The organism is Methanothermococcus sp., from assembly GCF_015523155.1.
In the GTDB taxonomy this organism is placed as follows: Archaea; AGJL01; Methanococci; order Methanococcales; family Methanococcaceae; genus Methanofervidicoccus.
Window position 1 is genome coordinate 1 of sequence record NZ_WAKW01000063.1, and the last position, 11,960, is coordinate 11,960.

The 11,960-nt window shown below is 30.7% G+C and carries 12 protein-coding genes; 5 read left to right on the forward strand and 7 right to left on the reverse strand.

Annotated elements, in window-relative coordinates; all coding sequences use genetic code 11:
• Positions 1-204 precede the first annotated feature (204 nt).
• Both thiC and purE read right to left on the reverse strand, forming a co-directional pair.
• Positions 205-1,485, reverse strand: coding sequence for a phosphomethylpyrimidine synthase (gene thiC, locus F7B34_RS06270; RefSeq protein ID WP_292460979.1), 1,281 nt, complete (start codon positions 1,483-1,485; stop codon positions 205-207).
• 83 nt (positions 1,486-1,568) lie between these two features.
• Positions 1,569-2,042 carry a 5-(carboxyamino)imidazole ribonucleotide mutase gene (purE, locus tag F7B34_RS06275; RefSeq protein ID WP_292460980.1) on the reverse strand — a complete coding sequence of 158 codons (474 nt, stop codon included), beginning with the start codon at positions 2,040-2,042 and terminating at the stop codon, positions 1,569-1,571.
• A gap of 120 nt (positions 2,043-2,162) precedes the next feature.
• Between purE and F7B34_RS06280 the strand changes: the two genes are divergently transcribed.
• The 3 genes from F7B34_RS06280 to F7B34_RS06290 all read left to right on the forward strand — a co-directional run bounded on the left by F7B34_RS06280 (position 2,163) and on the right by F7B34_RS06290 (position 5,367).
• Positions 2,163-2,564 (forward strand): nucleoside-diphosphate kinase, encoded by a 402-nt coding sequence (locus tag F7B34_RS06280; protein ID WP_292460981.1) that lies wholly within the window; start codon positions 2,163-2,165, stop codon positions 2,562-2,564.
• Positions 2,565-2,697: 133 nt separating this feature from the next.
• Positions 2,698-3,204 (forward strand): hypothetical protein, encoded by a 507-nt coding sequence (locus F7B34_RS06285; protein WP_292460982.1) that lies wholly within the window; start codon positions 2,698-2,700, stop codon positions 3,202-3,204.
• A gap of 12 nt (positions 3,205-3,216) precedes the next feature.
• The gene (locus tag F7B34_RS06290) at positions 3,217-5,367 is read left to right on the forward strand and encodes a minichromosome maintenance protein MCM (RefSeq protein ID WP_292460983.1); all 2,151 of its coding nucleotides are present in this window, start codon (positions 3,217-3,219) and stop codon (positions 5,365-5,367) included.
• Between the two features lie 121 nt (positions 5,368-5,488).
• Here F7B34_RS06290 and pstK read toward each other — a convergent pair whose 3' ends face one another.
• The 5 genes from pstK to F7B34_RS06315 all read right to left on the reverse strand — a co-directional run bounded on the left by pstK (position 5,489) and on the right by F7B34_RS06315 (position 9,082).
• Positions 5,489-6,253, reverse strand: a complete 765-nt coding sequence (gene pstK, locus F7B34_RS06295) for an L-seryl-tRNA(Sec) kinase (protein ID WP_292460984.1) — start codon at positions 6,251-6,253, stop codon at positions 5,489-5,491.
• Between the two features lie 35 nt (positions 6,254-6,288).
• Positions 6,289-7,287, reverse strand: a complete 999-nt coding sequence (twy1, locus tag F7B34_RS06300) for a 4-demethylwyosine synthase TYW1 (RefSeq protein WP_292460985.1) — start codon at positions 7,285-7,287, stop codon at positions 6,289-6,291.
• 110 nt (positions 7,288-7,397) lie between these two features.
• Positions 7,398-7,982 (reverse strand): adenylate kinase family protein, encoded by a 585-nt coding sequence (locus F7B34_RS06305; protein ID WP_292460990.1) that lies wholly within the window; start codon positions 7,980-7,982, stop codon positions 7,398-7,400.
• Between the two features lie 3 nt (positions 7,983-7,985).
• Entirely contained in the window at positions 7,986-8,477 is a 492-nt protein-coding gene (locus F7B34_RS06310; RefSeq protein WP_292460986.1) for a hypothetical protein, read from the reverse strand.
• A gap of 179 nt (positions 8,478-8,656) precedes the next feature.
• Positions 8,657-9,082, reverse strand: coding sequence for an EamA family transporter (locus F7B34_RS06315; protein ID WP_292460987.1), 426 nt, complete (start codon positions 9,080-9,082; stop codon positions 8,657-8,659).
• 269 nt (positions 9,083-9,351) lie between these two features.
• On the opposite strand from F7B34_RS06315, the gene F7B34_RS06320 reads away from it, so the two are divergent.
• Both F7B34_RS06320 and F7B34_RS06325 read left to right on the forward strand, forming a co-directional pair.
• Positions 9,352-10,596 carry a phosphoglycerate kinase gene (locus F7B34_RS06320; protein WP_292460988.1) on the forward strand — a complete coding sequence of 415 codons (1,245 nt, stop codon included), beginning with the start codon at positions 9,352-9,354 and terminating at the stop codon, positions 10,594-10,596.
• Between the two features lie 129 nt (positions 10,597-10,725).
• The gene (locus tag F7B34_RS06325) at positions 10,726-11,700 is read left to right on the forward strand and encodes a methanogenesis marker 2 protein (RefSeq protein ID WP_292460989.1); all 975 of its coding nucleotides are present in this window, start codon (positions 10,726-10,728) and stop codon (positions 11,698-11,700) included.
• Positions 11,701-11,960 lie beyond the last annotated feature (260 nt).

Sequence of the window (11,960 nt, forward strand, 5' to 3'; positions counted from 1 at the left end):
TTTAACAGTGAAGGAATGTTTAAAGGCTTTAAATTACATTTAGCAGTAGATAAGTTAGGAATACCTTGAGAGCAGAATTTACCACAGCAAATACTCATGATTAAAGTAACTGATAAATTATTAGTATGCAAAAAAATCCTGTGCAGATGCAAACTATAATAAAAGATTTAAAAAAAAAGCGATGGAATTATACGAAAAAATAAATTATCGCTTTCCAAGTTCTTCCACCATTAACAATGCACAGAATTCACCGCAGACACTGCATGCCTTTTCATCAGCAGAGGGTAATTCTTCCCTCATTTTTTTAGGTTTTTCTTTGTCAATGGATAATTCAAACTGTTTTTCCCAGTCGTGATTCTTTCTTGCAATAGCCATTTCTTTTTCCATTTTCCATGCCAGTGGATTTCCTTTTGCGACATCAGCCGCCTGAGCTGCTATTTTTGAAGCTATGAGCCCTTCTTTTACATCTTCTTCGTTCATCAATCTAAGGTGTTCAGCTGGCGTAACATAGCATAGGAAATTTGCACCGCTGTATGCCGCCAGAGCTCCTCCTATGGCAGATGTAATATGGTCATATCCCGGTGCTAAATCAGTTACAATAGGTCCCAATACATAAAATGGAGCATTTTTACACAGTGATTTTTGGATTCTCATGTTTGTCTCCACATTATTTAGCGGAACATGTCCAGGACCTTCAACCATCACCTGAACACCTGCTTCCCTACATCTATCTACGAGCTCACCAAGTATTATGAGCTCATGTATTTGGGGTCTATCTGTATTATCGCACAAACACCCTGGTCTCATTCCATCTCCTAAACTTAGCGTTACATCATATTCCTTCAATATTTCAAGGAGATAATCAAAATGTTCATAAAGTGGGTTTTCTTTATTATGATACATAATATATGCCGTTAAAAAGGCACCTCCTCGACTCACAACCCCCATAATTCTTTTATCCTTTTTTAAGGATTCGACGCTGTTTTTTGTAATTCCGCAGTGCAGTGTCATGAAATCTACGCCTTCCTTTGCTTGCCTCTCTATTACATTGAATATAATGTCCTCATTCATATCTATTACTCTACCATATTTTTTTCTTGATTCTATACCTACCTCATATATAGGAACAGTCCCTATTGGTAAATCGGTATTTTGCATTATAGCCTTTCTTATTTTTGGCAAATCTCCACCGGTGCTTAAATCCATAATGGCATCTGCACCGTATTTATTTGCTATTTTTGTTTTTCTTATTTCCATATCTATATCTACGCAGTCTGGAGAGGTACCAATATTCACATTTACCTTTGTTCTTAGACCCTCTCCAATTCCTATGGGTTTCGTGTTTCTATGGGCATTTTTAGGTATTACAACATATCCTTTTGCTATTAGTTTTCTTAATTTTTCAGGATTTATTTTTTCCTCTTTTGCCACAAATTCCATTTCTTTTGTAATTATATTATTTTTGGCATCGGTCATTTGAGTCATAATTCCACCATATTATTTTATAATATTAAAATTAGGATTTAAATATTTAAATAATAATCTAATTATTTATTAAATTATAATATTTAATAGAATAAATATTTAACTTTTTCATCAGATTTCATAACCTTTTCCTTCTGTTTTTTTCTGAATTCCTTTAATTTTTTTGATAATTCTTCATCTGATATAGCAAGCATCTCAACAGCTAAAATTGCCGCGTTATCTCCTCTATCGATTCCAACCGTTGCAGTAGGTATTCCCGGAGGCATCTGAACACAGCTTAAAAGAGCATCTATTCCATCAAGTTTGCTTTCAACAGGAACTGCAATTACTGGTTTTGTTGTTAATGCTGCCACAACACCTGGAAGGTGTGCTGCAAGTCCTGCAATTGTTATAAATACCCTTGCATTACTGTTTTTTACAATATCCTCTACGAGTTCAGGTGTTCTATGAGCAGATGCCACCCTTACTTCGAAATCTACACCAAATTTTTTTAAAATATCTATCCCTTTTTCAGCAATTTTTAAATCGCTTTCACTTCCCATTATTATACATATCACAATTTCACCATTAACTATTTATTTATCTTTAAACCTTATTATAATATAATACTTTATATATTATTTTATAATGTATTTTTACCTTAATATTTAGATAAAAGGATATTTAAGGGATATATTATGAAAGAAAAAACTTTTGTTATGTTAAAACCTGATGCAGTTAGGAGAAAGCTTGTGGGTAGAATCATTCAGAGATTTGAAGATAAGGGGTTTGATATATTAAATATGAAGATGCTAACAATTTCGCGGGAGCTCGCAGAGAGACATTATGAAGAACACAAAGGCAGGGATTACTATGAAAGACTTATAAATTTTATAACATCGGGAAGGGTTGTGGCAATGGTGATTGAAGGGGAAAATGCCATTTCTGTTGTTAGAAAAATGATTGGAAAAACAAATCCTTTGGAAGCAGATGCTGGAACTATAAGGGGAGACTTTGCATATTCCACACCCGACAATATAGTACATGCATCGGATTCAAAAGAGAGTGCGGAAAGAGAAATAAACCTGTTTTTTGGATAATAAATGCAAATATAACATACAATATAAATATATTACCTCTTATATTTACGATTTTAAATGATTGATGATGATATTACATATAAGTATTTACAAAATACAGTGATTTTATTAATAATAATTTAATAGTGAAAACATGGATGTTTATGATGTATTATTCCAAAAATGTCTGGAATATGAGGTAATAGTTGATGATAAAGAAGTTCCACTGTGGAAACTTAAAAAGGAAGATATTGATAGCGGAAATGTTGATTTTGATTTACAGTGGGACAGCCTTCAAGATTTGGCAATATCCCTTTATGAATTAAAGAAGGAACAGCAGAAATCAAAGGAGCTCATAAAATATCCACTTGAAGAAATACTTATTGGGATTGCATTTCTAAAATCAAAAAAATCAGGGTATTTAATTACCGACGATATGAATAATATAAATGCCTGTTTAAATTATCTAAGTGAGCTCATAACTGCGAGAATAAATTGCATATCGAGATATTACTACCTCATTAAAAAACCTATGAACATGAATTTATTTGATGAGGTTATATTAAAATTCCCTCAAAAAAAAGACATAAAGGTTAAAAATATTGAAGATTTAAAGGAGCTCGTTTTTAAACTTAAAAATTTAGAATTCAAAAACCCATAATTAAGGGATATTATGAATAAAGAACTGGATTATTTGGAATTTGATGAAGAGCATTTTTTAAACACATACGGCGATAAAATAAAGCAGTATATAAAAACAAATCTTTCATCAAATTTTATTGAAAATAATATTTTTGAGTTTGATATAGAAGATTTTTTAAGTAGTTATCCCGAAATTTGCGAAATAAACGATATAATCATAGAAAATCCTACAAAGGTTGAAGGAACTATTTTTTATATATTTAAAGAAGCATATATGGAGCTCTTTGGGGATGACAATAAAATAAAAAAGGAATTGGAAAAAATCCAAATAGCATTTAAAAGACCCCTCGGATGCGAAAAAAAGATAGATGAGATAAACTCCTCGGATATTAATAAACTTGTAAAATTTGAAGGAAATATAATAAAAGCGGCAAAAGTTTGTGCATTATTAAAAAAAGCATGTTTTGTATGTAGGAACTGCGGGAATATACAGTATAAAACCATACATGATTATTTTACCTTTCCAAAGATGTTTTGCAACAATAAAAACTGTGGGGCTGAAATGTCCCTTGATTTGAATAGTTCCACCTATATAAATATACAGGAATTGGAAATTCAACAACCCATAGACCTTATGAAAAATCCCGACGACCCACCAAGAAGTATTAGGGTATTTCTTGAAAACTCCGATGGGTTATACTCTGGAAGAGTAGATGTTGTTGGAACAGTTATGAAAAAATTTACAAAACCAAATATGCCTGTTTTTGAAATATATGTTAAAAGCAACAGGATAAAATTAAATGAGAGCTTCCAAAAAATAGAGGTAAGGGATATTATAAACAATTACGATTTGATGGAAACATTAAATGAGTTGGGAAAGAAAAAAAATATAATGGATATTTTATCCCAGTATCTTATACCTCAAATCAAGGGATATGAGCTCGTAAAGAAGGCAATATTTTTACAGCAGATAAAGGGATGCACAAAGTTTCTTCCTGACGGTTCTCAATTAAGAAAGGACAGCCACATACTTTTAATCACAGACCCTGGAATTGGTAAATCTACAATGCTCAGGAAGATAGCGAGATTATATCCTCAAAATGCCTACGCATCCGTTACCACTGCAACAGGTGGAGGTCTTACGGCAAATGTTGTAAGGGAAAGCACAGAAATAGGGGATGGATGGGTTGTAAAGCCCGGTGTTTTTGTTAGGGCAAATGAGGGAACGGCATGTATAGATGAGCTCACTGTGGATAAAAATGTAATGAAGTTTATCCTTGAAGCCATGGAGTCCCAGACCATTCATGTAAATAAGGGAGGTATTAATGTAAAACTTCCTGCAAAATGTGCTGTTCTTGCAGCATGTAATCCAAAGCGTGGAAGATTCGACCCAAATTTGGGAGTAATAGAGCAGATAAATATACCATCCCCTCTTTTAAGTAGATTTGATTTAATATTTCCACTAAAAGACCTCCCAGATAGGAAGAGAGATGAGGAAATAGCCGAACATATTTTAAACACTCACATAGAAACAGCAGTTAAGGACTATAAAATATTAGGTCCTATTGAGATAGACGGCATAAAGGTGGATGAAAACCTAATAAAGAATTATATAATCTATTCCCGAACCTGTGCATACTTTGAAGATAATCATTCGTTGTTTATGGGGGAGGTTGATGAAACAAAGTTAAAAAATCCTTATTTAACAAAACCTGCAAAAAAATTGATAAAAAACTATTATATAAATATGAGAAAGTTGGGAGAAGGGGACAACCCAATACCCGTAACTGCCAGACAGTTGGAAGCTGCTATAAGAATTTCAGAGATGCATGCAAAGGCAAGATTATCAAAAAAGGTCGAAGAAAAGGATGCAAAAGTTGCCATAAATATTATTGAAGAGTGTTTAAATCAGGTTGCTTATGACCCTGAAACTGGAAAATACGACATAGGAAAAGCAATGGGTCAGCTCCCTAAATCAAAAGTTGATAAAATGGATAAAATAATGGATATAATAAGGGAATTATCTGCATTATCAGATAATGGATTAGCTTCTGAGGAGAATATTATTGAAAAGGCATCAGAATACAACATATCGGAAAAAGAAGTTGAGGACTTACTTGAAAAATTAAAAAAGAGTGCTGAAATATACTCTCCAAAATTTGGATATTATAAAGTCTCGTAGAGACTTTGTAAGTCAATAATCACGAAGTGATTATTGCAGATTATAAAGTCTCGTAGAGACTTTATAGTCTTAAAATTCCGAAGGAATTTTACGGATTACAAGGTTTCATAAGATGTTTAAATTATGAATTATTCAATAATTCTTTAAATTCCTCTTTGATATTTTTTATGTTGTAATCATCATCATCCGTGTTGATTTTATTTTTGACTTCTTTTAAATAATTTTTTCGGAGCTCCGATATTTTTTTAATATCATCTTTATTGGGTTTGTTATTTCTTATATATTCACCCATAATTGTTCGAGTAATTTTATCAATTTCGTTTAATATAGTTTCTTTTTTAGATATTTCCTTTTTTACTTCTTCCATTTCTTTAAATGGTTTTTTGCTTTTATTTATTATTTTAGTTATTATTTTATTATAATCAATATCTTTTGCAGTATCTACAATAATATCGGGTTTATCCCAGTTGTATTTATTTCCTGGTTCATCGAACTTATTAAACATATTTATTATTACTTCATTTGGTATTTTTGCCCCTCTTTCGATGTTTCTTTTTAATAGAAATTCAAGAGGAGCTTTTAAATAAATAATAATATGATTTTTACGGTTCTTTTTCGCAATGTTTATTAAATCCCGCCGTTTTGAATTGTAATAGTTTGTATCATCTACAATTACAGCATAATTTTTCAATGCATTGTCTATTAAGTAGTATGTCGAATTTTTTATAAAATCCTCATATTCTTCCTTCCATGCTGGAAAGCTCTCCCTTATTAAATCAGTTCCCAAAATTATATTATCCATTCCTTTTTTATAAAGTTCCTTTGATAATCTCTTTGAGAATGTGCTTTTTCCCACCGATGGAAGCCCTATAAGTATTATAAGCATATTATCACAATAATAAATAATTTAATAAAAATAATTTAATAGTCAAATTTAATTTTTGGATTTATTTTTCTATTTTCATTTACAAGAAGAGATACTCTGCTGTCAAATGAATCATCTTCAAGTTTGTAGAAGCTGTTTTCTTCAAGAGTTTTACTTATATCAATTATTTCATCATGTTTAAGCATATCATCAAGATTCAATCTTTTTCTCGAATATCCTACGTTCATATAAGATTTTAATTCTATAAAGTTTGTATTTGCCCTTTCATAGAGTGGAATAAACTTTTCTATATCATCGTTGTAGTTTCTTATGAGTGTTGTTCTTAAACAGGTTCTTTTTTTGGATTCAAGTATATCAAGGGTATTTAATATTTTTTCCCATTGAGCTTCCTTTCCGCCGCATATTTTTTTATAGCTGTCCAAATCATAGGCATCAAGTGAAACATACAACTGTGTTGGGTTTATTTCTGCTATTACATCGGTCAAAATCCCATTTGATACAACGAATGTTGATAAACCTTTTTTATGAAATAACTCAATTAATTCCTTCAAATATGGATAAACTGTTGGCTCTCCTGATAGGGATATAGCAACATGCTTTGGATTTATGGCTTCATTAAATTTTTTTTCTCCTATTCTATCCAGTATACCTTTATATCCCATTATAATGGTTCTATGCATTTCAAAAATATCGTTCATTACTTCCTCAGGTTCTTTCCATTTTGGCAATTTATAGCCAATATTTTGGTTATTGATGTTATTGTTATCGCATTTATTTAAATCAGATGGAAGAACCCTCCAACAGAATATACAATTTTGCTGACACCAAATTACTGACGGTGTACATTGAATACATCTATGTGTTGCTATCCCGTAAAACTTTGATTTATAGCAGTTTTTGTTTTCAAGAAGTGATTTTCTCACCCATCCACACAATTTAACAGCACTGTGGTCTTTTATTTGATAGTGCTGTTTTCTCAAAATATTGTAAATTTCCTCTGGAATATATTTGTTGCTGTTTTTTGTTTTATCCATACCAATCACTTTAAATTTTTGTAAAAATAAGATAATTAAAAAATAATATTACCTATAAAAATAGATTAAAAATATATATATGTATTTAAAGATTATTCATATTTATATTGTTAATCCATCATGTAAAAATAATCATCTAACCAATTAACTATTCCATATTTGGTTTTTTTGTGAGTTATGGCATCAATTATCTCATCTACTATGGATTCCACAGTCCTGTTTGTGGTGTCGAGCTCATATACATACACATTGTCGGAATTTTCCAGAGTCTCTACAAGACAAACATCTAATATTTCCGCTTCCACATTTTCCTTAATTTTGTTTTTATGATAATTTCGCTCTTTTAGCCTATTTAATATTATCTCAGGATTGCATCTTAATACTACGATATAATCCACTTTGAGTAAATGACTTATATGTCCATCAACTATGAGATTTTTGGATTTGGATTTAATTATATTATTTACATAGTCATTAAGTTTTTGGAAATCCACCACATAAGAATCCATTTCTTCATCTTTTTCGCTGTATAATTTATTTTCTTTTACGGCATCGGTTATATTTATATATTCAAAATTTTGACATCCCCATCTTTCAGCATTATCTGATTCATTCAATTTTTTAACCAATAGTTTAGATACTGTGGATTTTCCAACTCCGGGAGTTCCAGTTATTGCTATTTTAATTTTTACCACCAATTATTCAGCTATATTTGAAGTATATTTGTCAATATTTATTCCAGATTTAATTGCAAGAATTACATTCTCATCAACTTTTCCTAATTTATAGTTTAATGTTTCTAAATATTTCTTAAAATCTAAGAACTCTTTTTCAATGGCTTCAACTGGCACATCTTCAAGATTTATTATAATTACATCATGTTCTATAATTGTTTTTAGATTTTTAAAATCCTCGGGAGATTTTATTCTAGTTGTTAGTATTTTTGGCATGATTTTTTTGGTAATTATTTTTACCTCAGGTTTGGGTTTTTCAATGTTGGTCTTATCCTCTGGTTTTTCCAATTCTATTTTAGGCTCAGCCTTAGGTTCTGGGAGCGGGATTTCTTTATCCTCTTTTATCTCATAAGCTGAAGGTTCTTCACCAATTATTATATATTCATCATCTTGAACAGGGACCTGGACAGGGGGTTCGTCATTTCCAAAAATAGCTTTTTTTATTTTTTTTAACATATGCCTTCCTCCTAATCATAAATAATTTTTATTTATGAACTTATAATTTTTTATATATATTAAATATTTTTCTTTGAAATTATATATTTTATAATATTTATATTTAAAACTTTTTTATTTTAATTTATAAGTTATATATTACATATAAGTCAAAATATCCAATAATATTATATATAATTTTAATCCATAACCAAGAAAATGCCCATAAATACTAAAAAAGCACCACATACCATTTTAATAGATGGAAATTCCTTTGAAATTATGCTTGTAGCAAGTAGGGTAATCAGTGGATACATGCTTGTAATTATTACAACTTTTGAAGGAGATGATGTTTCAAGAGCCCTATAAAATAGATATTGTGCAACAATACCTGCAAGTATTGAAACCATTGCCAAATAAATAATGGGTTTTATTGGAATAGATGATAAATCAGCCATGTTAATTTTGCCAAATATGATGAAAACTGAGGATATTATTAAAAAATTCATACATATTATGATAAAAACAGCCGTTAATGGGTCAATATAATTAAGTGCCTTTTTTTCAATTAGGGGCGTAATTCCCCACAGTGTAGCCACAATTAAGGCTAAAAATTCTCCTTTCATAATATCACCATGTACTATAAAATAATAAAAATTAAAAAAAAGTTTTAAATTGCGTTTATAATATTATAATATTATATACTATTATATTTTAATTCCGTCATCTACAAAATCTAAAAGATTTTAGTGTTTTATAATGTGATGTAATAATTAATCATAAATAATTTATGTGTAAATTATATATACATAAAAAATATAAAATCATGATAAAATCTAAATTGGATAATAAATACTTATGATTATTTTATTATTTTAGCATTTGGAGGGATATAATGTTATTGACTATTGATGACTTTGATTTTAATGGAAAAACTGTTGCATTGAGAGTAGATATAAACAGCCCAATAGATGTAAATAATGGAATTATATTGGATGATACGAGGATTAAGGCATGTGTCGATACAATAAAGGAGCTCTCCAATAAGGGAGCCAAGGTTGTAATATTGGCACATCAGAGTAGGCCTGGAAAAAAGGACTTCACAACATTGCAGTCTCACGCTGTAAAATTATCTGAGGTATTGGGAATGGAAGTTGAATATATCGATGATATGTTTGGCTCCCATGCAATAAATTCAATAAAGAGGATGAGTAATGGAGATATATTATTACTTGAAAATGTTAGATTTTATTCTGAGGAAGTATTAAACGACTGGAAAAAATGGGAAGGTATCACCCCAAAAAAACAGGCAAAAACCATAATGTTAAAAAAAATTTATATTCTATTTGACTATTTTATAAATGATGCATTTGCAGCGGCACACCGGGCTCAGCCATCATTGGTAGGTCTTGCATATTACATGCCTGCAATTGCTGGAAGAATTATGGAGAAGGAAATAAAAATACTCAGCAAGGTTATACAAAATCCTGAAAGACCATCTATTTTTGTATTGGGGGGGGCAAAAGTTGACGATAGTATAGATGTTATTAAAAATGTTTTAAACAACAATTTCGCAGATAAGGTATTAACCACAGGAATTGTGGCAAATATCTTTTTAATTGCCAAAGGCTACAACATAGGACCAAATAAAAAATTAATAGAAGACATGGGCTATTTAAATCAGGTAGAAATTGCAAAGGAATTGTTGAATAAACACGGCAATAAGATAGTAATACCGATAGATGTAGCACTAAATGTTAATGGAACTAGAAAAGAGGTAAAATTAAACCTTAATGAAGAAATTACTCATCCAATACATGATATAGGAAGCGAAACCATAAAATTATATGATGAAATTATATCTAATGCAAAAACAATAGTTGCAAATGGTCCAGCAGGTGTTTTTGAGAATAAAAACTTCTTAAAAGGAACAGAAGAGTTATTAAAAAGTATGGCAAAGACATATGCATTTACCGTCATAGGTGGAGGTCATTTGTCAGCTGCCGCAGGTGTTGTAGGTGTTTCAGATAAAATAAATCATATAAGCACAGGGGGCGGAGCCTGTATAGAGTTTTTAGCCGGAAAAAAACTCCCAGTTATTGAACTTTTAAAAGAATCCTATCAAAAATATAAAAAATAATAAAATAAAAATATAATAAGATATAAATATTCAATAACTAATTTATATTATTTTATATTATTTTTTTTATTCAACATATGTAATACGAAATGATCATTTTTTATAATTTAAAATAAAATAGGGGATTTTATGGATTTAAAAGAGATAGTATATGAATTAAAAAATTTCGAAGGAGTTTTAAGAAAAAAGGAAATAAAAAATGTTATAAATAATTTTAAATTTGAAGATAGCGATTATTATTTTAATATTATTTCCGATTTTGGAGATGATGCTGCAATAATTGGCATAGATGGCGAGAATGCCATACTATTGGCTGCGGATGGCATTTGGGGAAAGCTATTGGAATCTGACCCATGGTGGGCAGGATACTGCTCTGTTTTAGTAAATGCAAACGACATAGCAGCAATGGGTGGTAAACCAATAGCTATGACAAACATTATTGGAATAAAAGATTGTGATATTGGAAGAGAAGTTTTAAGAGGTATAAAAGACGGTGTAGATAAATTTGGAGTTCCCATGGTTGGAGGACATACCCACCCAGATGCTACCTGTAATGTTCTCGATGTTTCAATTACAGGAATAGTTAAAAAGAATAATGTATTAAGAAGTGATACTGCGCAAATTGGAGATAAAATAGTTTTCGCCTATGATTTAGATGGAAAAATACATGAAAAATTTAATTTGAACTGGGACACTACAACGATGAAATCAAAAAAACTTGTTAGGGACCAATTAAAAGCCCTTGAAATAGTTGGTGAAGAAAAACTTGCCACTGCCTGTAAAGATATAAGCAACCCCGGAGCTCTGGGAACACTCGGTATGCTTTTGGAGGTTTCGAAAAAAGGAGCATGTATTGATATTGCAAAAATTCCAAGAAATGAAAGTGTTTCAATAATCCAATGGTTAAAACTATACCCTGGATGCGGGTTTGTATTCACTGCACCGGAGGATAAAGTTGATAGGTTAAAAGAAGTTTTAGAATACGTAAATATAACTGCCGAAGTATGTGGCGAAGTTATAGAAAATAAGCAATTGATAATAACCGATGGAAAAGATAAGGAAATATTATTTGATTTTGATAAGGAATATATCTGCGGGTGCTGATATTAGATATACTTATGGATATATACCACACTTTGAACTATTATATATGTGGAATCCTTTGAAAAACTTTGTTGATTGGTGGTATATATATAATATTCGGAGGAAGAGGATTTAACTTGTTTCGGCGAGAAGTCCCCTTCCGTCTTAAAAATCAAAGATTTTTAAAATCACCAACAAAGTTGGTGAGCTACAAAATGCGAAGCATTTTGTTTAATCTCCTCGCTTCGCTCGAAGATAAGGGAGGGGATGAAAGCCGAAAA